The sequence below is a fragment of the Photobacterium aphoticum genome (assembly GCF_001029435.1).
Taxonomy (GTDB): domain Bacteria; phylum Pseudomonadota; class Gammaproteobacteria; order Enterobacterales; family Vibrionaceae; genus Photobacterium; species Photobacterium aphoticum.
This window is the reverse complement of sequence record NZ_LDOV01000021.1, coordinates 44,101-67,333: the sequence shown is the minus strand read 5'-3', so window position 1 is coordinate 67,333 and position 23,233 is coordinate 44,101. Positions and strand designations below refer to the sequence as shown.

25 protein-coding genes are annotated in these 23,233 nt (G+C 55.5%); 22 read left to right on the top strand and 3 right to left on the bottom strand.

Features of this window, described 5'->3' with window-relative positions; genetic code table 11:
- Positions 1 to 181 precede the first annotated feature (181 nt).
- From ABT58_RS11720 to ABT58_RS11685, 8 genes are read left to right on the top strand one after another with little or no spacing between them, the layout of a single operon-like run.
- On the top strand, positions 182 to 1,024 hold the full coding sequence (locus ABT58_RS11720) for an OmpA family protein (RefSeq protein WP_082211081.1): 843 nt from the start codon (positions 182 to 184) through the stop codon (positions 1,022 to 1,024).
- A gap of 11 nt (positions 1,025 to 1,035) precedes the next feature.
- Entirely contained in the window at positions 1,036 to 2,493 is a 1,458-nt protein-coding gene (locus tag ABT58_RS11715) for a sigma-54-dependent transcriptional regulator (protein WP_082211080.1), read from the top strand.
- A gap of 30 nt (positions 2,494 to 2,523) precedes the next feature.
- Positions 2,524 to 2,868 (top strand): flagellar hook-basal body complex protein FliE, encoded by a 345-nt coding sequence (fliE, locus tag ABT58_RS11710; RefSeq protein WP_047874589.1) that lies wholly within the window; start codon positions 2,524 to 2,526, stop codon positions 2,866 to 2,868.
- Positions 2,869 to 2,880: 12 nt separating this feature from the next.
- Positions 2,881 to 4,587: a flagellar basal-body MS-ring/collar protein FliF gene (gene fliF / locus ABT58_RS11705; RefSeq protein WP_053063065.1), complete on the top strand. Its 1,707-nt coding sequence runs from the start codon at positions 2,881 to 2,883 to the stop codon at positions 4,585 to 4,587.
- Positions 4,574 to 5,581 (top strand): flagellar motor switch protein FliG, encoded by a 1,008-nt coding sequence (gene fliG / locus ABT58_RS11700; RefSeq protein WP_047874588.1) that lies wholly within the window; start codon positions 4,574 to 4,576, stop codon positions 5,579 to 5,581. Before fliF ends, fliG begins: the two co-directional genes overlap by 14 nt.
- Entirely contained in the window at positions 5,578 to 6,288 is a 711-nt protein-coding gene (gene fliH, locus ABT58_RS11695) for a flagellar assembly protein FliH (protein ID WP_229821768.1), read from the top strand. The genes fliG and fliH overlap by 4 nt, the downstream gene beginning before the upstream one ends.
- Positions 6,281 to 7,624 (top strand): flagellar protein export ATPase FliI, encoded by a 1,344-nt coding sequence (gene fliI / locus ABT58_RS11690; protein WP_053063064.1) that lies wholly within the window; start codon positions 6,281 to 6,283, stop codon positions 7,622 to 7,624. The genes fliH and fliI overlap by 8 nt, the downstream gene beginning before the upstream one ends.
- Position 7,625: 1 nt before the next feature.
- Complete coding sequence (locus tag ABT58_RS11685; RefSeq protein WP_047874587.1) at positions 7,626 to 8,054, top strand: flagellar FliJ family protein; 429 nt, start codon at positions 7,626 to 7,628, stop codon at positions 8,052 to 8,054.
- 42 nt (positions 8,055 to 8,096) lie between these two features.
- On the opposite strand, the gene flgN is transcribed toward ABT58_RS11685, so the two are convergent.
- From flgN to flgA, 3 genes are all read right to left on the bottom strand, one after another.
- Positions 8,097 to 8,531, bottom strand: coding sequence for a flagellar protein FlgN (gene flgN, locus ABT58_RS11680; RefSeq protein ID WP_047874586.1), 435 nt, complete (start codon positions 8,529 to 8,531; stop codon positions 8,097 to 8,099).
- The gene (locus ABT58_RS11675) at positions 8,531 to 8,791 is read right to left on the bottom strand and encodes a flagellar biosynthesis anti-sigma factor FlgM (protein ID WP_047874641.1); all 261 of its coding nucleotides are present in this window, start codon (positions 8,789 to 8,791) and stop codon (positions 8,531 to 8,533) included. Before ABT58_RS11675 ends, flgN begins: the two co-directional genes overlap by 1 nt.
- A 119-nt stretch (positions 8,792 to 8,910) precedes the next feature.
- Positions 8,911 to 9,624 carry a flagellar basal body P-ring formation chaperone FlgA gene (flgA, locus tag ABT58_RS11670; RefSeq protein ID WP_158261758.1) on the bottom strand — a complete coding sequence of 238 codons (714 nt, stop codon included), beginning with the start codon at positions 9,622 to 9,624 and terminating at the stop codon, positions 8,911 to 8,913.
- A 111-nt stretch (positions 9,625 to 9,735) separates the two neighbouring features.
- On the opposite strand from flgA, the gene flgB reads away from it, so the two are divergent.
- From flgB to fliD, 14 genes are all read left to right on the top strand, one after another.
- Positions 9,736 to 10,110, top strand: a complete 375-nt coding sequence (flgB, locus tag ABT58_RS11665) for a flagellar basal body rod protein FlgB (RefSeq protein WP_047874585.1) — start codon at positions 9,736 to 9,738, stop codon at positions 10,108 to 10,110.
- A gap of 2 nt (positions 10,111 to 10,112) precedes the next feature.
- A complete protein-coding gene (flgC, locus tag ABT58_RS11660; protein WP_047874584.1) occupies positions 10,113 to 10,532 on the top strand; it encodes a flagellar basal body rod protein FlgC in 420 nt (139 codons plus the stop codon).
- A 10-nt stretch (positions 10,533 to 10,542) separates the two neighbouring features.
- Positions 10,543 to 11,220 (top strand): flagellar hook capping FlgD N-terminal domain-containing protein, encoded by a 678-nt coding sequence (locus ABT58_RS11655; RefSeq protein WP_047874583.1) that lies wholly within the window; start codon positions 10,543 to 10,545, stop codon positions 11,218 to 11,220.
- A 19-nt stretch (positions 11,221 to 11,239) separates the two neighbouring features.
- On the top strand, positions 11,240 to 12,451 hold the full coding sequence (gene flgE / locus ABT58_RS11650; RefSeq protein ID WP_047874582.1) for a flagellar hook protein FlgE: 1,212 nt from the start codon (positions 11,240 to 11,242) through the stop codon (positions 12,449 to 12,451).
- 11 nt (positions 12,452 to 12,462) lie between these two features.
- Complete coding sequence (locus ABT58_RS11645; RefSeq protein WP_047874581.1) at positions 12,463 to 13,191, top strand: flagellar basal body rod protein FlgF; 729 nt, start codon at positions 12,463 to 12,465, stop codon at positions 13,189 to 13,191.
- Positions 13,192 to 13,256: 65 nt separating this feature from the next.
- The gene (gene flgG / locus ABT58_RS11640; protein WP_047874580.1) at positions 13,257 to 14,042 is read left to right on the top strand and encodes a flagellar basal-body rod protein FlgG; all 786 of its coding nucleotides are present in this window, start codon (positions 13,257 to 13,259) and stop codon (positions 14,040 to 14,042) included.
- Between the two features lie 10 nt (positions 14,043 to 14,052).
- The gene (gene flgH / locus ABT58_RS11635; RefSeq protein WP_047874579.1) at positions 14,053 to 14,718 is read left to right on the top strand and encodes a flagellar basal body L-ring protein FlgH; all 666 of its coding nucleotides are present in this window, start codon (positions 14,053 to 14,055) and stop codon (positions 14,716 to 14,718) included.
- On the top strand, positions 14,718 to 15,824 hold the full coding sequence (locus ABT58_RS11630) for a flagellar basal body P-ring protein FlgI (RefSeq protein WP_169749961.1): 1,107 nt from the start codon (positions 14,718 to 14,720) through the stop codon (positions 15,822 to 15,824). Before flgH ends, ABT58_RS11630 begins: the two co-directional genes overlap by 1 nt.
- A 47-nt stretch (positions 15,825 to 15,871) precedes the next feature.
- Positions 15,872 to 16,393 (top strand): rod-binding protein, encoded by a 522-nt coding sequence (locus ABT58_RS23495; RefSeq protein ID WP_053063060.1) that lies wholly within the window; start codon positions 15,872 to 15,874, stop codon positions 16,391 to 16,393.
- On the top strand, positions 16,390 to 17,793 hold the full coding sequence (gene flgK, locus ABT58_RS11620; RefSeq protein ID WP_047874578.1) for a flagellar hook-associated protein FlgK: 1,404 nt from the start codon (positions 16,390 to 16,392) through the stop codon (positions 17,791 to 17,793). The genes ABT58_RS23495 and flgK overlap by 4 nt, the downstream gene beginning before the upstream one ends.
- 12 nt (positions 17,794 to 17,805) lie before the next feature.
- A complete protein-coding gene (gene flgL, locus ABT58_RS11615) occupies positions 17,806 to 18,735 on the top strand; it encodes a flagellar hook-associated protein FlgL (RefSeq protein WP_047874577.1) in 930 nt (309 codons plus the stop codon).
- 48 nt (positions 18,736 to 18,783) lie between these two features.
- A complete protein-coding gene (locus ABT58_RS11610; protein ID WP_047874576.1) occupies positions 18,784 to 19,878 on the top strand; it encodes a hypothetical protein in 1,095 nt (364 codons plus the stop codon).
- Between the two features lie 297 nt (positions 19,879 to 20,175).
- Complete coding sequence (locus ABT58_RS24480; RefSeq protein WP_047874575.1) at positions 20,176 to 21,432, top strand: flagellin N-terminal helical domain-containing protein; 1,257 nt, start codon at positions 20,176 to 20,178, stop codon at positions 21,430 to 21,432.
- Between the two features lie 241 nt (positions 21,433 to 21,673).
- Complete coding sequence (gene fliD / locus ABT58_RS11600) at positions 21,674 to 23,233, top strand: flagellar filament capping protein FliD (RefSeq protein ID WP_047874574.1); 1,560 nt, start codon at positions 21,674 to 21,676, stop codon at positions 23,231 to 23,233.

Here is a 23,233-nt window from a genome sequence, read left to right as displayed (position 1 = left end):
CAAACCATGAAAACCATGCGGATCCCGCGTGAGATTTTCTCACTATTTGTTAACTTTTTCTCATCGTGATTTTGCTCTGTCACAAGATGAAAAAATATGGATATGTTTACTGATGTAATTACCTGCATGCGGTTTTATATTGGATTTAAATTGAATTAATCATTTTTTTGACGGTGTTGAAATGTATATCCGGGTTGCCCTGGGCGCTTTTCTTTTACTTTATCCTTTTGTGTCGTTTTCGTCTCAAAATATATTTAAAAACGACTTGGACGAGAGTTTTTGGTTATTTAGTGGTAATGCACACCAATGCAGATTGAGTCAGGAAGTTGACGGCTTTGGTCAGGTGGCATTAATTGCCGATGCGGGCGAGCCGCTCGTGTTTACCCTGCGGAGCAATGACATTGATGGATCGCTGACCTTTCAGGGCGTACAGGCGATACCGGCCAGTTGGGATCGTTTTGAGCCTTACGGGCTATCGCCGCTGGGGACGGTCACGGTGGCCTCGTTGACTGGTGAAGTGCTGATTGAAGAGGCTGCGCCGATTTTAGACGCTCTGTACCAAGGTGACTGGGTCCATATTGGCCTGATGCAGGCGGACAAACCGCTCACGGTTGCAGTGTCTAACGTGCGCTTTCCGACGGCGGTCACGGACTTTTTAGACTGTAAAAACCAGTTATTGCCGATGGGCTACCGTCAGGTGCGTGACAGCACGTTTTATCTATCACCGAACGCCGCCACATTAACGGCGGAAGAGTGGCACCGTATCGACGGGATCGCCCGCTATATTCGGTCACAGAACACGATCAAAGCCGTGCTTGTTGACGGCTATATGAACAGCAACGCGCGCAGCAGTGTCAAATTGCGCCAGTCCAAGGAAATCGCGGATGAAGTCGCATCGCTGTTTGTGGAAAAAGGCATTGCGCCTGCGCTGATTGAAGTGCGCGCACATGGCGGTCGCTATCCTCAGGATGAGCACCAGCCTGCCGGAAAAGGCCGCGTCAGAGTGCGGATCGTTCAACTGTAATGAGGCAAGAGATGTTACAACAACGCCATATTCTGCTTTTTCATCCTCACCATGAGGCTTTGGAACGTGTGCTGTCGGCATCCCAAGCTCCCGAGATCACCATTGAGTGGGTGCAAGATCAGGCACACTGTCTGGCAGCACTGGCAGAGCGTGCGTGGGATATGCTGTTGATCCCGGCGGAACTGGACAATGGTCAGGAAGCGGCTGCGTGGATGTCACAACTGACATGGGCCGGCCACCGCGCGCCAGTGGTGGTGCTGTCTGAAGTACATCAGGCGGCACAGGTGACACGTGCATTGCAAAAAGGCGCGATGGATTATTTGTTATTGCCGTTTGAACCGCGCCATTTACAGCAATTGTTCCAGCGCATGGCAGTGATGCATACCCAATCGACGCAAGTGGTGGCCGAGTCAGAGCAAAGCCGCCAGTTGTTCCAGTTGGCCCAGCGTGTTGCTCAAACCGACGCCTCAGTGTTGATCAATGGCGAAAGCGGCACCGGCAAAGAAGTGCTGGCACAGTTTATTCACCGTGCCTCGTCGCGCGCGCAAGGGCCGTTTGTGGCCATTAACTGCGCTGCGATTCCGGAAACCATGATCGAATCTATCTTGTTCGGGCACAGCAAAGGTGCCTTTACCGGTGCGGCGACTGCGCAGGCCGGTAAGCTGGAAATTGCTAATCACGGCACCTTGTTCTTGGATGAAGTGGGCGAGCTGCCGCTGGCGATGCAAACCAAGTTACTGCGTGTGTTGCAAGAGCGTGAAGTGGAGCGTCTGGGCAGCCACCAGAAAATCAAACTGAATATCCGCATTGTGGCGGCCACCAATCTGGACTTGGAACAACAGGTTGCCAAGGGGCTGTTCCGCCTGGATTTGTACTACCGCTTAAACGTGTTTCCGCTGACCTGTTCGCCGCTGCGTGAGCGTCCGGATGACATCGTGCCGCTGGCTAACCACCTTCTGAAATGCCATCACCCGCATGGCACCACCCAATTGACCGAATCCGCGAAAGCGCGTTTGCGTGCTTACCCGTGGCCGGGCAACGTGCGCGAACTGGATAACGTGATGCAGCGCGCGTTGGTGATGAGCCGTGGGTGTTTTATCCGTGAAGAAGAGTTGATGCTGCCGGTGTCAGCGACTGCTGCGCCGACGCCGTTTTCACCGCCTATTTCCACGTCGATGCCTGAGCCTCAGCTTGAATCGATGTCAGAGCCAATGCCCGCGCCGGCACCAACCTTACCGGAATGGCCAAGCAAACCGAATTTACACGAAAGCCGCAAACAGGCGGAATTCGACACCATTATTGCGACCCTGCGTCGCTTTAACGGTCACCGCAATAAAACCGCGCAGGAGCTGGGCGTGACCACCCGCGCCCTGCGTTACAAAATCCAAACCATGCGTGAGCAGGGATTTGACATCAATAAATTGCTCGCTGGCCCGGACAGTGCCACAGAGCCAACGATGTTCAATTAAGCCTTTTTACCGATAACTGAGATGCGACAGATGCAAGACAAAATCATGAACATGCAGCTTCCTTTGAGCCAGATGAGCGAAATTCAGGCTCAGATCAATCTGGGCGAGCCGATGCAGATCGCGCCTAACACGCGTTTTGCCGGGGCGAGTGAGCGTGTTGATTTCGGCCAAATCATTGCCAGTGTGGTGAAAGAGGTGGATCAAAGCGGTCGTGCGGCTTCAGCCAAAATGGAAGCGGTGGATATGGGCGCCAGCGATGACTTGGTCGGTGCGATGGTCGCAAGCCAGAAAGCCAGTCTGTCCTTCGCAGCCATGGTGCAGGTCCGTAATAAACTGCTGACCGCGTATGACGATGTTATGCGCATGCCAGTGTAAAGGAGCGGTGGCGTGACGGAAGTAATGAAGCAGCAATGGCAGCGTTTGACGGGCCGTAACGTGTCGGATGCGTCGCGTCCGGCGCCTTGGCGTGGTGTGCTGTTGTTGGTCGTGGTGGCGTTTGTGGTCACCCTTACGGTGGTGCTGACGTTGTGGCAGGGCAACAGCCAGTACCGCCCGCTATACGGCGAGCATGAAGCGTTTGACAGTGCGCAGGTGATTGCGGTGCTGGAGCAGCAGGGCATGGACTTTTACATTGAGCCGCAACAGGGCAATGTGATGGTTGCGCGCAGTGAGTTGGGTCAGGCGCGCATGGCGCTGGCGACAGCGGGTGTGAAGCCTGAAGTGCCGACTGGCCTCGAGATCTTGGCGCAAGATGCCAGCCTGGGCACCAGTCAGTTTATGGAAAACGCCCGTTACCGCCACGGTCTGGAAGGGGAGCTGGCGCAAAGCATCATGACGCTGGATGCCATCAGCAATGTGCGCGTGCATCTGGCGATCCCGAAACAGACCCTGTTTGTCCGCCGTGACAAAGAGCTCGCCTCAGCCTCTGTGGTGGTGGCGTTGCTGCCGGGCAAAACTTTGTCGTCCTCGCAAGTGAGCGCGATTGTGAATTTGGTGTCGGGCAGTGTGACCGATTTACCGGCCGATCGCGTGAACGTGATCGATCAGCACGGCAACTTATTGTCCTCCCATGAAGGCCAGCAACATGCCGGTCAAGCCAACGGCGCTTACTTAGATTATCTGGCACGCCTTGAACACACTTACATTGAGCGCGCGCAGAAGATGCTGCAACCGATGTTGGGCATGGGGAATTTCCAGGTGGAAGTGGCGGCGAAAATCAACTTTGACCGCACCGAAGCGACCGAAGAGCGTTATGCCCCTGAAGGTGTGTTGCGTTCTGAATTTTCCTCTTACGACCGGCGTACCGCCGCGGATGCCAAAGGTGTACCGGGGGCATTGAGTAACCGTCCGCCGGAAGAAGGCGAAGAAGACGATCCGAACAAGGCCAACGAGCGCGGCGAAGCCTCCCGTGAGTACCTGATCGATCGCACCATGAAACACATCAAGTACCAGCAAGGAAGCCTGGAGCGTTTGAGTGTGTCTGTGCTGTTGAATGGCACGCCGGACACCTTCACGGCGGCGCAGCTGGCGGACATGCAAACCATGCTGAGTAATGCTATGGGGATCAGCGCCGAGCGCGGTGACACCATCAGCCTGAATGTGTTCCCGTTCAACATTGCTGATAATGCTGAGATCGCCGCAGAGCCAGAATGGTGGATGCAGCCGATTTGGCTGGAATACCTGCGTTACTTGCTGTCTGCGTTGGTGATTGTGGTGCTGTTGCTGGTGGTGGTTCGTCCGGTGATGCGCGCCTTGTCCGGTGACACCCGCGCGGCCCGTGACAATGAACGTCTGGCGGTGAAAAAAGCCAAGGTGAATAAAACCAAAGCGATCCCATCGACGGTGCCGGCGACAAGCGACACCGAGAGCACAACGACGGCAGTGGCGACCGCCGCTACCACGACCGTGCCGGCGACCCTGACCGAAGGGACGCGTGCGGTGATGGATCACGAAAGTATCCTGGCCGATTTGCCGAGTCCGGAAACCGGTTTAGAAGCGCAGTCCGCGTATTTGCAGATGCTGTCAGAAAAAGAACCTGAACGCGTCGCGCATGTTGTAAAACAATGGATTACCCCGAAAGATGCAGACAACTGAAATGAAGCCCGATATTGAACAGGCGGCGATCCTGTTACTGAGTATGGGCGAAGAAGCCGCCGCTAACGTGCTCAAACAATTGGAGCGCGAGCAGGTGCGTCAACTCTCTATCGCCATGGCGGGGATCCCGGCGGTGAAAAAAGATCAGGTCGAAGCGGTGTTCAGCCGTTTCTTCAATGATTTTCGCACCGAGTCCGGGATCTCGGGGGCATCCCGCAGTTACCTGGAACGCACTCTGAACAAAGCGCTGGGCCAGTCGTTGTCCCAGCCGCTGCTGGATTCGATCTACGGCGATTCGCTCAAACACAACTTGCAGCGTTTGCAGTGGTTGGAGCCCAATAAGCTGGTGGAATTGATCGCCGGTGAGCACCCGCAGATGCAGGCGGTGTTTCTGGCCTATTTGGATCCGGATGTGGCCACCAAACTGCTGACGTTGTTGCCGCAAGAAGGCTTGGATGATCTGCTGTACCGTCTGGCCAACTTAAATGAAATCCACCCGGACATGATTTATGAAGTGCAGGTGTTGCTGGATAAATTCCTGTCGCAGGTTGGCCAGCAAAACAGCACCCTGATTGACGGCACGCAAAAAGCCAGCGAGATCATCAACCGCTTGGACGGCAGTCGCAGCGAAGGGGTGATGGCCGGATTGCGCGAGATGGACTCCGCGCTGGTCAATCGCCTAGAGAGCAAGATGTACAACTTCAGCGTGCTGGTGCGTCAAAGCGATGCCACGCTGGAGCGCTTGGTGGAAGAAGCGGATCAGGATCTGCTGGCGACCGCCCTGAAAGGCGCCGATGCCGAGTTGATGGATCGCCTGTACGGCACCATGCCCAAACGTGCCGCGCAGTACCTGCGTGAAGCGATTGAAGGCAAAGGCCGCGTGCGTGTCAGCGCGGTGGAAGAGGCCCGTCAGCAGTTGGTGCAGTTGTTACGCACCTTGGCCGAACAAGGCGAGGTGGAATTGCAGTTGTTCAATGAGCCGGTGGTGGAATGATGAAAAACGATCAGCCCGTGCCGATTTTCTCCCCGGGGTTGGGAGAGTTTCGTAACTATCGCTACCCGCCGTTGGTGACCGCGACCGAAGACGATCTGTTTGGCGATGACGGGGGCAGCAGCTACCAGGATGAGTTCAACAACGGGTTTCAGGATGGCCTGCAAAAAGGCCACGAGCAAGGTTACCAGGACGGAGTGAACCAAGGGTTGCAGGTCGGCCAGCGTGACGGCCATGAGCAGGGTCGTCAGCAAGGGTTACAGGAAGGCCGCTTGCAGGCGCAACAGCATGTCGCTGGAGTGTTGCAGGCGAGCGGGCACCTGAAAGATCAGATCCAACAAGCCTTTCATCACCATGTACAGCAGCAAAGCGAAATGCTGTGTGATTTGGTGATGAAGGTAACCCGTCAGGTGATCCGCGCGGAGCTGACCCTACAGCCCGGCCAGATGGTCAACCTGATTGAAGAAACCTTGCAGCAATTGCCGGAGCACAAACCGGATCTGACCGTGTACCTGAACCCGCAGGACAGCCAGCGTTTGCTGGAACTGGTGCCGGATCAGGTGGCGCAGTGGAATGTGCAGCAGGATGAGAGCCTGACCATCGGCAGCTGCCGCGTGGTGACGGCGGACTCAGAAGCGTTGGTGGACAGCGAAGAGCGTCTCGCCGCGTGCATGGATGTGGTCAAGGATACCCTGTTGGCCGATGCGTAATTTATCTGAAGAACTCGCGGCCAAGCTCAGTATGGCGATGGCGCGTGTGCCGGATGTGCCGGTGGCGCGTACCTATGGCCGCTTGGTTCGCATGGCCGGGTTGACGATGGAAGCCGTAGGCTGCCGTTTGTCGACCGGCCAGCGTTGCATGGTGGAAAACGATCAGGGCGATCTGATTGAAGCGGAAGTGGTGGGGTTTGACCGCCACGCCTCGGTCTTGATGCCGATCCGTCATGCGACCGGTTTACGCCCGGGCAGCCGGGTATTACCGCTGCACGGCGACAGTAAAATCAATGTCGGCTACGGCATGCTGGGCCGGGTGTTTAACGGCTTGGGTGAGCCGCTGGATGACAAAGGTCCGGTGACCCAGGAGCACAGGATCAGCTTACAAGGGGAGAGCATTAACCCCCTCAAGCGCTTGCCGATTTCCCAGCAGTTGGATGTCGGTGTCAAAGCCATTAACGGCATGCTCAGTGTCGGCAAGGGCCAGCGTATGGGTCTGTTTGCCGGCAGTGGCGTGGGTAAAAGTGTGTTGTTGGGCATGATGACCCGCAATACCACCGCCGAAATCACCGTGGTGGGCTTGATTGGTGAACGTGGCCGTGAGGTGCGGGAATTTATCGAGCACTCGCTCGGAGAAGAAGGCATGAAGCATGCGGTGGTGATTGCCTCGCCGGCTGATGATCCGCCGCTGATGCGTTTACGTGCGTCGGTGCTGTGTCACCGTATCGCCGAGTACTTTCGCGATCAGGGCCACGACGTGTTATTGCTGATGGATTCTCTGACCCGTTATGCGCAGGCCCAGCGTGAGATTGCCTTGGCCGTGGGCGAGCCGCCAGCCACCAAAGGCTATCCGCCGTCGGTGTTCAGTTTGCTGCCGCAGTTGGTGGAGCGGGCTGGTAACGGGGCGACTGAGCGCGGATCGATCACCGCGTTTTATACCGTGTTATCGGAAGGGGACGATCAGCAAGATCCGATCGCCGATGCCGCGCGCGCCATTTTGGACGGGCACATCGTGCTTAACCGTGAACTGGCTGAGCAGGGGCATTACCCGGCCATTGATATCGAACAGTCGATCAGCCGTGCCATGCCACAAGTGGTCAGCCAAGATCAGTTGTCACAGGCACAACGCATCAAGCAGTTGTATGCCCGCTACCGTCAGGTACAGGATCTGATTTCCCTTGGCGGCTATCAGCAGGGGCAAGATCCGCAGTTGGATGTAGCCGTGCGCAGTTATCCGGCCATCTGCCAGTTCTTGCAACAGCGGATGGATGAAAAGGTGACGTTGCAGGACAGCCAGTTGCAGTTACTGCAGTTATCGAGAGGCATGAGCTGAGATGCGTCGCTTAGCGGTATTGAAAACCTGGCAGTTGCAGCAGCAGGGCAAGTTTGACGACCTCAAGCAAAGCCAAGGCCAGTTGCAGCAACAGTATCAGGCCCACCAACAGCGGTTGGCGTTATTGGAAGATCTGCCTGCGCAATACGCGTTGGCCAGCGGCCATCAGACCTCGGCCATGATGCTCAAAGGGATCGGCCGTTTTCGTCATCAGGTCGATAACCTGACCCGCTTGCAGCGTCAGGAGATGGCGTTGACGGAAGTGGAAATGCGCAGCCTGAATCAGCGTCTGGTGGATCAGCACCGTCAGGTCAAAATGGGCGAGACGGTGGTCGCCAAGCGGGAAGCGGTGATGCAGCAGCGTCGCGACAAGCAAGAGCAAAAAATGTTGGATGAGTTGGCCATGCAGCGTTTTGTGCGTGGCCGTTAACCCGGTCAGATCACCCTGTGCGCGGCGATGATCGTGTTACCGTTAGACTGCCGGGCCGTAACAGTATTGCTGCTCGGGTTTGAGCAGTTTATCCATCAACTGTTTTTGGTGCGCCAGCAGACGACCATTCTGGTTGTTGAGGGACTGGCACTCCAGCGTCAGCTTGTGCAGCTGTTGCCATAACTGACGGCCTTGCTGATTCAGCGGGGCCGGCAGCGCCGCAAACAAGCGTTGCATGCCTTGGTCATCCTGTGTCAGACCCAGTGTGGTCATGCTTTCCGCCCGCTGTTTAGCGTGGTGACTCAGGGTTGCCATCACCTGATCCAAGTCCTGATTCAGGCTCAGCAGCGCGTTGCTGTCACGGTTAGTCAGTAACAGGTGTTGTTGCTTCAGTTGCAGCGCCAGTTGCTGGTAGCCTTTCACGTCTTGTGACAAGTCATTCAACAGCTGTTTGATCAGCGGGCCGTGGTTTGCCATTACGCCTCATCCTGATAGAAATCAATCATCGACGACGCCAGACTGTCAAGGTTGACGCCGCTGTCACGGCTGCGCAGCAGGGCTTTGGCGGCCGCGACTTTGTCCATATCCACATCGCTTTGTTGTGCGGATGCCTGACGCGCCTGTTGCAGAGGCGTCAGCGATGAATCAGTGATCTTGGCCTTGTCGGCCACTTTGGCATCAGGCTGGCTGTGCGACAGCGAGGCCGGTTGGGTGTTATAGGTGATTTTTCCAATCATGGTGATAGCCTGAATATCAGTGAGCAACAGGGTTCAATAGGCATAAGCGACCGAAATTCTATCTGCTTAACCCCTTTTGTTGAAATAGCCCACAAAAAAATCCTTTTCTGTTGGTCGCACTAGAATTGCGTCACGACCGTGTGCGGCGACTCAATGCGCGCCATCACTTTCTTGCCGGAAGACAGGTTACGCACCCAGATTTTCTCGCCTTGATGACCATTCTCCAACGCGATGCCTTTCATGCTGGCTTTAAAGCCCGGCTGTTTGGCGACGATCGTCACCACATCATCACGGGCAATCAGCTCGGCGGGCTCAATCATGCGTGGGGTCAGTACCGTCCCCGGCTGAATTTTCCGGCGGCTGTGCTGGCCGATCACGGCCTTGGCCTGGGTGAAATAACCTTGGCGTAAGTGACGCAAGCTGGTGCGGGTACGGGTCAGATCGCGGGCGGTGATCGGCGTGTCCCGGTTGAGCAGGCGCGTGGTGGTCACCAGTTTCAGGTACACATCCACGTCCGCATACGCACGGGCTTTCCAAAACTGCGGTCGCTGGCAGGTGATCGAGACCCCGACCCGTCCCACCGGTTGTTCCGGATTATTGAGGCTCATCTGCAGCGGGTGATCACAATCGTTATCACCGGGCAGGGATTTGAGTTGGATGGTGACATCCTGACTGCCGACCGTGCGGGCATAGCGATTCACTTCTTTTTTCAGATAGCGCGTGACTTGCTGCTCGAGCGGGGCGGCCTGTGCCGGCAGTGCACTGCCCAGAACCGTGATCAGCAGCGTACACAGCAGCCGGCCTGTTTCCGAGCGGAAGCGGGGGTTCCGCATCGCCCGTTTTACGGCATCTTTCATTTCTTAAGTCTTTGAAATGCAAAGCCAATAAAGTTGGCATGAATAGTGTATAAGCTCGTTCATTATCGTTCGGATGAGCAGACGCTGATGGCAATCAATTTTGAACAGGCATTGGGGGTACACCCTAATACATTGGCCTTTAGAACACAACGCGCCAAGGTGCTGGCAAGCAACCTGGCGAACGTGGATACCCCGCATTACAAAGCGCGTGATATCAGTTTTGAAGACGCGATGGCAGAAATCGCGACCACCTCGCGACAGCAACATCTGGCCCGTCGTCAGCGACCGGCCGAGCACGAATTGTTGTACCGCGTGTCACCACAACCATCGCAGGATGGTAACACCGTGGAGCTGGGGATTGAGCAGGCAGCGTTTGCCAGCAATGCCATGGCGTTTGAAACCAGCATGAGCTTCCTCAACATGAAAATCAGCGGCCTGAAGCAGGCCATTAACGGACAGTAAGTATGTCGTTTTCCAGTATTTATGAAATTGCCGGCTCTGCCATGTCTGCACAGACCATCCGTCTGAACACCGTGGCCAGCAACATGGCCAACGCCGATGTGGTCTCGGGCTCTGAAGCCGATGCCTACCGCGCCAAGCGTCCGGTGTTCTCGACCGTGATGTTTGATATGAACAGTGCGGTGGCCGGCGCCAAGGTGCAGGTGGATGAAGTGATTGAAAGTGACGAGCCACTGCTGCGCCGTTATGAGCCGCACCATCCGCAAGCGAACAAAGACGGTTATGTGTTCCATTCCACGGTGAACGTGGTGGAAGAGATGGCCGACATGATGGCGGCATCACGTAACTTTGAAACTAACGTGGATGTCATGAGCCGCGCACGCAGTATGCAGCAGAGCATTTTGCGTCTGGGCCAGACCGGCTAAGGAGTAGCAAATGAGCTTAGCGCAAATCAGAACCACCGCTCAGTACAGCCAGGAGCAGGTCCGTACCAGCGAAGAGCCGAATGTCAGCGGCAATGGCACCGTGCCAACCAGCAATGGCTTTCTGACCATGATGGTGGCACAGATCCAAAACCAGAACCCGCTCAACCCGACCGACGGCACCCAGTACCTGACTCAGCTTGGCATGATGTCAGCGGTAGAAAGCTTGGAAGGGGTCAAGATGGGCATGATGAACATGAACATCGGGATCACCAACCTGGAAATGCTGCAGGCCACGAACTTGGTCGGCAAGAAAGTGCTGATGGACGTCAAAGGCGAGCTGGATGTCAGCGAAGGCCAGACGCTGGAAGGGCGTGTGAAGTTCGATCAGGCTGTCGATAAAGCGACGGTGATGGTGTACGACGACAGCGGTGAGCTGGTCGACAAAATTGAATTGGGCCCGCAGGGTGCCGGGATGGCGGAATTCACCATTGACGGTGATGAGCTGGGCACCGGCGAGTACAGCTTTGAAGTGATGGCCGAAACCGGCGGTGAGGCATGGTCGCAGAAGATCATGATCGCGGCAGACGTCGAGTCGGTCAACATCCCGGCAGATGGCGGCGCCATCATGCTGAGCCTGAAAGGCGTAGGCGTTATGTCGATGTACGACATGCGTGAAATCACCGTATAACGAATAACAAGGATTAATCATGTCAATTAATGTGGGTTTGAGCGGCTTGCGCGCCACTTCTGAGCAGATGAACACCATCAGCCACAACATCGCGAACGTGGGCACGGTGGGTTACAAATCATCACGCACAGAATTCCAGGACATCTACGCGCCAGAGTTTGGCGGCGGTCAGATGAACGGGGTAGAAGTGGCTGCAGTACGCCAAAGCTTCATGACCGGTACCACCACACCGACCGGCCGTAACGGCGACTTGGCCATTAACGGCGAAGGCTTCTTTATGGTGAAAAGCAACGGGCAGGACTTGTTCACCCGTAACGGCGTTTTCAGCATGGATGCCGACGGCTATCTGGTGAGCAGCGACGGCAGCCGTTTGCAGGGCTATGGCGTGACCGCGACCGGCACCCTACAGACCGGTACCTTGTCGGATCTGCGTATTGCGACCGGTGACATGCCATCCAAGCAGACCAGCAGCATCGATATCGGCCTGAACCTGGATGCGAACTCCGCCATCATTGATACCACTAAACACGCGTTTGATCCGGAAGATCCGTCGACCTTCACTTCGAGCGCCACGTCGACCGTGTACGACTCACTGGGCGGCGAGCACGAAGTGACGCAGTACTACGTGAAAACAGCAGATAACACGTGGAAGGTGCATTACCGCGTGGACGGTGAGGTGCCGACCAGCCCGAAAGACGGCATCGACATGACGTTTGACGGCAAGGGCAACATGACCGCACCGACCGCTGCCATTGATTTGGCCTTCACGCCAGATAACGGCGCAGCGGCACAAACACTGGCGATGAACGTATCGGAAGTGACGCAGTTCGGCAGTGAATTCTCTATCAACAAAAACACCCAAAACGGCCACGCGCCGGGTCAGGTTGCAGGTTGGTACTTCGACGCTGACGGCTCGGTGTATACCCGTTACTCCAACGGTGAAGTGAAGCAGCAGGGTCAGGTAGCACTGGCGCGTTTCCCGAATCAGGAAGGCTTGCAACAAGCGGGCGGCACGGCGTGGACACACACCTTTGCCTCGGGCTCGCCATTGGTCGGCGCACCGGGCACCGGTCAGTTGGGCGCCCTGCGTACCGGTATGTACGAAAACTCTAACGTGGATCTGACCAGTGAAATGGTGGGCTTGATGTCTGCCCAGAGTAACTACCAGGCCAACGCCAAAACCATTCAAGTGGCACAGGAAATGACACAAATCCTGTTCCAGAACCTGTAAGGGCGGGATGAATGGATAAGTTGCTGTTTACCGCCATGTCGGGCGCCAGCCGCACCATGATGGCGCAGCAGGTGCATGCCAATAACCTGGCCAACGTCAATACAGCCGGCTTTCGTGCTGATGTCGAAATGGCAGAAACCATCGATATCAACGGCGAAGGGTTGCAGACCCGCTCGCTGGTGGCGGCGCGCATGGGCGGCACCGATTTCTCTGCCGGTACCTTGCAGCACACCGATAACCCGCTGGATTTAGCGATCCGTGGCGAAGGGTTCTTTGCGGTGATGGCCGGCGAGTACGACGAAGCCTACACCCGCAGTGGTAACTTCCACCTGACCGCCAACCGTGAGCTGATGCTGGGTGATCGCCCGGTGGTCGGCATGGGCGGGCCGATTGTGTTGCCGGAATACGAGCAGCTGGATATCGGCAGTGACGGCACGATTTCGGTGGTGCCACTCGGCGGCGGCCTGGTGCAGGAAGTGGAGCGCCTGAAATTGGTGAACCCGGACAAGCAGATGCTGTTCAAGGCCGATGACGGCTTGTTCCGTGTGGCCGGTGCTAACGATGCCGATGCGGATGATGCCGTGACCGTGGCGTCGGGCTATCAGGAAAGCAGCAACGTCAATGCGATTGATGCGCTGGTCACCAATATTTCGTTGTCTCGTAACTTTGAATTTCAAATCAAGATGATGAAAACCGCCGAAGATCTGGCGACCACCGGTAATCGAATTATTCGCAGCTAAGGCTGCCCGAACCCTTATCCGCAGCAGGCCGTGGCGTGCTGCGGTGTTTATTAGGAGTAAAGGATATGCATCCAGCGTTATGGGTCAGTAAAACGGGTCTGGCCGCGCAAGACACCCAGATGCAGGTGATTTCAAACAACCTGGCGAACGTCAACACGGTGGGCTTTAAGCAAGACCGTGCGGTGTTTGAAGATCTGTTTTACCAGATGAAAAAGCAGCCGGGTTCGATGGCTGATCAGCAAAATGAAGTGCCGGGCGGTCTGCAGTTGGGTAACGGTGTCAAAGTGGTTGGTACCCAGAAGCTGATGAAAACCGGTGCCTACCAGAACACTCAGGAAGCGATGGATTTGGCCATCATGGGCCAGGGTTTCTTCCAGATCGAATTGCCGGACGGCAACACCGGTTACACCCGTAATGGTCAGTTTCACCGTAACTCGGAAGGCGTGCTGGTGACCGCACAGGGTCTGCCGCTGATCCCGAACATTGAAGTGCCGGAAAACGCCAAAACCTTCGCGGTCGGCACCGACGGCATGGTGACCATCACCACCCAAGACGACAGCATGCCGCAGGAGCTGGGCCAAATCACGCTGGTGAATTTTGCCAACCCGTCAGGTCTGGAAGCGCTGGGCGGTAATATGTTCCGTGAAACCGGCTCATCAGGCGCGGCACTGGAAGGTGTCGGCGGTGAAGACGGCATGGGCGCGATCAGCCAGCATACGCTGGAAGGCTCCAACGTGAGCGTGGTGGAAGAGATGGTGAACATGATCACCACCCAGCGCGCCTACGAAATGAACGCCAAAGTGGTGTCCAGTGCCGATCAGATGCTGCAGTTTGTCAGCCAGTCAATGTAAGGGGGCTGGCATGCGTAAACCGATGTGGCTACTGCCGGCCGCCCTGCTGTTATCCGGCTGTGTGGCCCCGGTCTCTGAGATCATTGATAACCAACCGGAAGAAGACCCGATGGTCATGGCATTTCCGAGTTATCACGTGGATCCGGATGGCAGCCTGTTCAGTGCCAACTATGGCATGGCCTTGTTTCAGGATCGCCGTGCGTTTCGCATTGGCGACATCCTGACCGTACAACTGGATGAGCAGACCCGCTCCAGCAAACAAGCCGGTACCAGCTTTGGGAAATCCAGCAGCGTGAGCATGCCGGCGCCCACGCTGGGCGGCAAAGTCTATAACGAAGCGTCAGTGGGGTTGGATGCCGAGCGCGATTTTGCCGGCTCGTCGTCCAGCTCTCAGCAGAACTCGCTGTCGGGCAACATCACCGTGATGGTGACCGAAGTGCTGCCAAACGGTGTGCTGCGGGTGCGCGGGGAAAAGTGGCTCAAGCTCAATCAGGGTAACGAGTTTATCCGCCTGTCGGGCTTGGTGCGTGTCGATGACATCGACGGCCATAACCGCGTGCCGTCCCTGCGTCTGGGCGATGCGCGTATCACCTATTCCGGTCGCGGCGCGTTGGCCAGCGCTAACGAAGCGGGTTGGTTATCCCGTTTCCTTAACTCTTCATGGTTCCCAATCTAATGCTTAAAAAACTCTTTCTGGCCGCTGCGTTAACCGTGATGCCGGTCGTCTCAACAGCGCAACCTTTGCTGAGTCTGGTCGATATTCAGGGGGTGCGTGAAAACCAGTTGGTGGGCTACGGCCTAGTCGTGGGGTTGAGCGGCACCGGGGATAAGAGCCAGACCAAGTTCACCTCCCAGTCGGTGAAAAATATGCTGAGCCAGTTCGGCGTGCAGTTGGGGGCCAATGACGATCCGAAACTGAAGAACGTGGCCGCCGTAGCGGTGCATGCGGCGTTGCCGCCGTTGGCCGGGCGTGGTCAGCGTCTGGATGTGACGGTTTCATCGATCGGTGATGCCAAAAGCTTGCGCGGTGGCACCTTGCTGATGACCCCATTAAAAGGGGCTGACGGCCAAATCTACGCCATGGCACAGGGCAACCTGGTGGTGGGCGGTGTGATGGCGGAAGGCAACAGCGGCAGTGGCGTGACCATCAATATTCCGACCGCCGGTATCGTGCCTAACGGTGCCATCATTGAACGTGAAATTACCTCCTCGTTCCAGACCTCGGCGGAAGTGGTGCTGAACCTGAAACAGCCGGGGTTCAATACGGCGCGCAATATCGAACGGGCCATCAACGATCTGTTTGGTCCGGAAGTGGCCATGGCCGAAACCCATGCCCGCATTCGCGTGCGTGCCCCGCATGATGCCAACCAGCGCGTGACGTTTTTGGCGATGCTGGAAAACGTCGATGTGATTGCGCAGAAATCCCATAACCGGGTGGTGTTTAACTCCCGCACCGGCACCATCGTGGTGGGGCAGGATGTCAAAGTGCACACCGCTGCGGTGAGTCACGGCAACCTGACCGTGAGCGTGATGGAAAGCTACAACGTCAGCCAGCCCAACCCGTTTGGCCGGGGCAATACCACCGTCACGCCTGACTCTGACGTTAGCATTGATGAAGAGCGTGGCAAGGTGTTCATCTGGCCACAGAGTGAGGGGACCACCTCGCTGCAGACCATCGTGGATGCCGTGAACAGTCTGGGTGCCTCACCGACCGATTTGATGTCGATTTTGATTGCGCTGGATGAGGCCGGATCCCTCGAAGGCGAGTTGATCGTGCTGTAACGGGCAGTAAAACGAACGCGGAAGCGAACGGCAGAACAAGACAAGCGATGAAAATAGCAGAGAACGACACCCACACTGCCCTGTATAACGACATGGGCAGTTTGCAGGCCATCAAGGCCAATCCGGATGCGGATAACGCGTTAGCGCAGGCGGCCGAGCAGTTTGAAGCGGTGTTTTTACAGACCGTGCTCAAACACATGCGTCAGGCCAGTGAAGCCTTGCAAAGTGATGATGAAGACAACCCGTTCAACAGTCGCCAGCAGCAGTTCTACCGCTCCATGTATGACAGTCAGTTGGCGATGGAAATGAGCCGCCAGAAGAGCTTAGGCATTGCCGATATGCTGGTGAATCAGCTGGGACAGCACGAGGCATTTAAGCCCCAGTCACAACTGGTCGCTATGACACAACAAGGGGCCGACAATCTCACGGCCAGCTTGCCGGCCTTTTCCCCGGCCGGAGCCCATCCTTATAACCCGATGTTCTCGCAAGGGGCAGCATGGGAAGGACGCGGCGCCGGGGCAACGTTGACCGAGCATCTCAATAACCTAGGTGATTCAGAAGAACTATGAGCTTAATTAATATTGGTTTATCCGGCATGAATGCCGCCAACGCCGGGTTGTCGGTGACGGCCCATAACGTGACAAACGTCCTGACACCGGGTTACAGCCGCCAGCGCGTGGGCTTTGGGGCGCAGGTCAGCGGATCAATGGGGGCCGGTGTGGGCGTCAGCAATGTGGAGCGCATGGCCGACAATTACCTGAACCAGCAAATTTACAAGCAGCAGGGCTCATGGGGTTTCAATGCGATCAGCTCGCAGTACATGCAAAAGACCGAAACCCTGCTGAACAATGACAGCACCAGCATCAGCAAAGGCTTAGACCGCTTTTATGCCGCGCTGAGCGAAGCCTCGACCGCGCCGCAGGACATTGCTCACCGCCAGACCATTCTGAGCCAGAGCAAGTCCATGGTGCAGCGTTTCAATAACCTGAGCAGCCAGCTGGATACGCAGGCCAAGCAAGTCGACGGCCAGCTGACCGCCTCCATTTCTGAAGCCAACACCCTGATGGCCAGCATCGCCAGCATGAACGACAGCATTCGTGCGGCAGGCGCCAACGGCCAGAACATGACCAACCTGCTGGACTCGCGCGATGAAGCGATCCGCCAGTTGTCCGGCATGATGGATGTGAACACCACGTACAACGACGACGGCACCGTCAGCCTGACGCTGGACAAAGGCCAGCCATTGGTGAGCGGCAGCAGTGCCAGTCAGCTGAAAAAAGCCCAAGACGGCACCCTGACCGTGGTACGCGGCAACAGCGAATTGGCGTTGGATGATAACTTGGGCGGCAGCATTGGTGGCCTGATGGCTTACCGTGACGGCGAGCTGAAAGACTTGCAGCGTGAGCTGGATGTGATGGCGTACAGCTTCGCGACCCAGTTTAACGACACCCATGCCAACGGCTTTGATTTGAATGATAACGCCGGCAAACCGATGTTTGGCGGTGTGGATTCCATCGATGGCGCGGCCAAGAATCTGACCCTGCTGATCGATGATCCGAAAGAACTCGCGTTCTCGGCTGCCGCCGGTGAGCCGGGTAACAGTGCCAATCTGGAAGCCTTGAATGACCTGCGCAACAGCGCGGTGGACATTGATACCACCGGCATGCCCGACGAGGTGGTGGCGCAATACCAGAACGCCATCGACCGTTTGAACGGCAAATCGATTTATGACGGCTACACCGGCCTGACCGGTGACTGGTCCATCAAGACCGCCCAGCTGGAAAGCGATGCGTCTGCCTCGGAAGCGCTGGTAAAGCAAGCGCAAGGGGAGCGTGACAGCATTGCCGGCGTGTTGCTGGACGAAGAAGCGGCCAACATCATGACCTACACCCAGATGTATCAGGCCAATGCGCAGGTGATTTCGACCGCGCAGCAGCTGTTTGATGTCACCTTGTCGATGTTCCGCTAAGAGGAAAGCACCATGCGTTTGAGTACCGCACAACTGAATGATGTCATGCTGACCAGCATGCAGACCTCGACCACCGGCGTGAACAAAGCCTTCATCCAGCTCAACAGCGGCGAGAAGATGCTGAAACCGTCGGACGATCCGCTCGGCTCTGTACAGTTGATGATGCTGGACCGTGAGCAGGCGACCATTGATCAGTTCCAGAAAAACATCACCAACCTGAAAGGCGAGTTGGGGCAGTTGGAGTCCCACCTTGATGGCACCAACAACGCCTTGCTGCGCGTGGAAGAACTGACTGCCAGCATTTTGAATGCCAGCAACTCGACCCAGGATGGCCGCGAAGCCATTGCTACCGAGCTGGAAAACCTGCTGGATCAGTTGGTGGATACCGCCAACAGCAAATCGTCCCGTGGCGACTACCTGTTTGCCGGCACCATGACCCAGACTGAGCCTGTCAGCCGCGATCCGGACACCGGCAAGTTTGTGTATCTGGGCAACAGCGAGCAGCGCGAAGTGCGTGTGGCTGAGTCGATGACGATCCCGGCCAACCAAACCGCCGATGCGCTGTTCTTTCAGGGCGGCGATGGATCTGACGGTGCCGATATCTTCAATACGCTGGATGAGTTGGTGACCACCTTGCGTGATCCGTCCGTGGATGGCGAAAGTCTGACGGCGAAAGTGACCAGCGCACAGAGCAATATTGATGGTACCATGCAGGCCGTTAACCAGATCTGGACCGCCGTGGGGGGCGACATGAGCTCGCTGGAAAGCATTGGCGGCTCGCACGAAGACAACAGCCTGCTGAATAAGAATCTGATCAGTGAAGTGAAAGATTTGGATTACAGTGAAGCGATTTTGTCCCTGAACACCCAAATGGCCGCGTTGCAGGCATCACAGATGACTTACAGCAAGATCCAGAATCTGTCGTTATTTAAAATGATGTAATCATCATTATCAAAGTCATGATCTTATCACCATCGATGCGAGGCTCTTTTGGTTAACCAAATCGTATCCAGCACCAGTACGCTGCGCAGTGGCGACAGTACCCAACCGACACGGATTGCCAGCCAGCAACCCGTGGCGGCGGTCGCGCGTGTCAGCGAAAAGAAAGGCTCTGATGCCTCCCGTCAGTCGGCACACAGCTACAACACGTCAGGCAGTTTTCTGGTTCAGACCGCTCGCGCGCACAGTCAGGTCGCACAGGCCGAAAGTGCCCAGCAGGCCCTGCGTGATGCCAGCAATCTGTTGGGGCAAATGCGCCAGCTGGCCCGCCGTTCGCTTAATGTGCAGGACAACAAAAAAGATCAGGTGCAGCAGTCGTTGCATCAGCTCAAGGGCAAGTTGACCCGCTTGACCCAAGGGGCGCAGTACGATGGCCAGTCGGTGCTGTACCATGATTTAACCCCGCGTTTAGACGGCGAATCGCTCAGCGAGCAGTTCACCATCAAGGGCATGCGCTTTAACACCCTGCGTCAGCATGATGAGATTGTGCGTTTTCAGTTTGAAGAGGGGCAGCCGGCTTCCGTACGCGCCAAAATTGAATCGCACATGTCGCTGGAAGAAGCGGCCGAGGCGTTAAGCACGGCGTTTGCTCCGCGTGATATTCAGGTCAAACCGGACCGCTATGGCGACGTGGTGTTTTCCGCACCGAAAGCCGCCTGGCCGTCGATCCGCCGTGGCGTGTGGATGTCCGGGGGCGGGCAAATCCTGCCGTCAGGCAATCCGGTTAAAGCCAAGCTGGAGAATCAGGACAAAACCCAAGTTGAGCCGCAACAGCTGGAATTTGGCAAACCAGAATCGACCCGTAAAGCGCTGGTGGATATCGATCGGATGCTGCAAAAAGTGTCGCAATCGCTGGCTCACCTCGACAAACAGCAACAGGCAGTGGTCGAGCAGTTGGATCGTATTGCCCGCAGCATGGCCCCGACATCACGCATCATCAACAGCGATGGCAGCATTGAAGCCAGCTGGTTGCAAGCCCCGGAAGAGGTCTCGCTGCTGCTGATTGATAATGCCGTGCCGACGCTACTGGCACAGGCCAACGCCACCCGCCACAATGTCGTGGCCCTGTTAGAGCCGGCTGTGTAAGCGCGAAGCGCAGGGGCGGGTTTCGAGTAACGAGTCTCGAGAAAGAGCAGAAACGGGCAACCGTTTCTGCTCTTTTTTTTGCTTTTCCTAGTCCCTAGTTCCGCTCTTCCTCGTCCCTTCAGACTCGTTACTCGCCCCTGCTTCTCTGTGATCCCCTTCACTTTTGCGAGTGACATTAAAAAAAGAACAAAAAAAGAGTTAAGTAACTCGCAAAGGTGGTCGTTTGTTGTGGATAGAACCTTTTCAAGCCCCGGCAAAGTTGGCCGGCGCTGTTATCCCGAATAGAGGAATGCCCCTATGTCTATGACAATCAACACCAACTTTGCATCAATGAATGCGCAGCGTAACCTGACTGGCACGCAAGGCTCTCTGAACACGTCTCTACAGCGCCTGTCTACTGGCCTACGTATCAACAGTGCAAAAGATGACTCTGCAGGTCTGCAGATCGCTAACCGCATGACCTCTCAGGTTAACGGCCTGAAAGTGGCGCAGCGTAACGCCAACGACGGTATCTCTATGGCACAAACAGCAGAAGGTGCACTACAGGAATTCACCAACATCCTGCAGCGTCAGCGTGACTTGTCTGTACAGGCGAAAAATGGCACCAACTCTGAATCGGATATTGCAGCACTGAACAAAGAATTTGGTGCACTGACCGAAGAGTTGGAGCGTATTGTTGACACCACGACGTACGGTAAAGGCGAAAAGCTGTTTGACAAATTGGGTGAAGGTGTGAACTTCCAAGTTGGTGCGGATGTTGCTCGTTATGATGATATGTCGAAGGCGGATGCTACGAAATTTATTGAAGATGGCCTAAAAGATATTAATTCTAGTGCCGCTAATCAGGCTAAAGATAAAGATTTAGCTGATGCACTTAAAACAGGCACTGCAATCACTCTTGATACAACTGCGAGTACTGGTGCTTTTGATGGCACTACAGCTGATTCAATTAAGAATTTGCTTAAAGACGCTGGTGTTGAAGATTCAGTAATTAATTCAATTACCATTAATACTGCTACGGCTGATGAGATCTCTATCTCTGCGGCAGATGCTGCAAAAATTAAAGATTCGATGGAATCTCATGCCACTAAGTTGGCTGCATTTGATACATATATCGACGCTGGCGCAGTTAAAGATTCTGCCTTGACTGAATCCAATGACTTAACCACTCTAGCTACAGCTATTGGGGCTCAGGATGCAAACGTGATCAGCGTGAAGCTGGATAGCAAAGCACTGAGTACAGAGTCTCTTAAAGATGGTCTAAAAGACGCGGCATCAGCAGGCGAAGCGATGAAGAACATCGATGCGATGATCGATGCAGTGGGCGCAGTACGTGCTGATCTGGGTGCGACACAAAACCGCTTCCAGTCTACGATTAACAACCTGGGCAACATCGCAGAAAACATGTCTGTGGCGAAGGGCCGTATCATGGATGCTGACATTGCAGCAGAATCTGCCAACATGACGAAGCAGAACACCATGATGCAAGCAGGTATCACGGTACTGTCTCAGGCTAACCAGATGCCAAGCATGGTTTCTCAGCTTCTACGTTAATCGACGCGCTATCACACATAGCGATATTCGATGAGGCATACCGAGCGGAAGTATTACTTCCGCTCGTTTTGTATCAGACCTTCTCAAATCCCTTTTTTCCGCAGAAAACCACCACTTCACGCACAACTATCAATAAATAGATTGGTATGTTTTTTGCTTATTACACTCTATCACCCAAGGTCCATGGGCGCTTGCAGCACATTATTCGCTTGCTCGGCCGAGGCACAACAGGAGACGCCGTATGTTTATGACAGGTATAGGTTCGGGCATTGATTTTAACTCAATGATCGAAGTGATTGTGGCTTCCGAGCGCGCACCAAAAGATAACCAGCTCAATCGTCAGGAAGGCATGAACACAGCGGAAATGGATGCGCTGAAGGAAATTCAGAACACCCTGAACAGCTTCCGTGACACGGTGGAAGATCTGAACTCGGTCACTGAGCTGAACAAGCTAAAAGCTGAGCTCAGTAACAGTGACACGCTGGGTGTCAGCATTGGCGCCGGTGCGGTGGCTGGCGAATACAACTTTGAAGTGGTCGATCTTGCACAAGCACAGCGTGATCAACTTATTTCGCTGGGCAAAGACAGCTACCTCAAGAGTGGTAAAGTAGGCTTTACCACTGGCGGTAAAACGGTGGAAGTGGATATTGCCGCGTTAGCCACCAAACTGGCCGGTGAGCAGACCACCAAAAAAGCGGAGCATGAAAACCGCACGCTGGAAAATATCGCCAAAGAATTTGATATCGAGATGGATGACGCTGGTGCGTGGAAAGCCGAAGCCAAAGCCATTTTGACGGATCCCAAGAACAAAGATTTTGATCAAAAGCGCTTAGATACCTTCAACGAAGGCCAGAAAAGCTATGACGATAAAATCACCCGTCTGACGACTCAGGGCGTCTCGCTGGAAGAAGTGCAGTCGGCCATCAATAACCACCCGGACAATGAGGGTGTAAAAGCCACGCTAGTGCGCAGTGGTGACAATGTCAGCCTGGTGCTTAACGCCAATGAAACCGGCGCGGCGAACGGTTTTACGGTCAACAGTGTGCCGGCGGCAGCCGATGTGACAGGTACTTTAGCGGCCGGCCATAAGAACTTGCAAGCGGGCCAAGATGCCAAGGTGATGTTCGGCACCATGGAGCTGACGTCCAGCTCCAACAAAATGGAAAACGTCATTGACGGTATCACCCTGACCCTGAAAGAGCCGGGCACGGTAAACGTCAACATCGCACGCGATGAAGCGGGCGTGAAAGACACGGTGAAGAAGTTCATCGACAGCTACAACAAGGTGATGGAAACCGTTAACACCTACACCAAGTCGAGCGAAGAGCAGGCGGCGGCACTGTCAGGTGATGCCGGGGTACGTTCCATGGTATCGCGTTTGCGCGAAGTGATCTCGGACGAATACAGCGCGTCTGCCCTGGAGACCTTGTCGCAGTTGGGGATCACCACCACAGTGAGCGGTACGCTGGAAATTGACCAGAGCAAAATGGACAAAGCGCTGGAAGAGAATTTCGATGATATCGCTAACTTGTTCATGGGTAACCCGCTGGATGACACCCAGCCGGGTATGATGGACAAGATGATGACGGTGCTGGATGACTACCACAAAAACGGCGGCCTGTTTGATATCCGCCAAGATCGCCTGGAAGCCGACAACGAACGCATTGCCGAAGAGCGTGAAGCATTGGATATCCGTATGGAAGCCAAAACGATTTCCCTGCGTGATTACTACGCCAAGATGGACAGCCAGATCGCGCAGATGAACCAAACCCAAAACATGATGATCAGCATGCTGATGTAA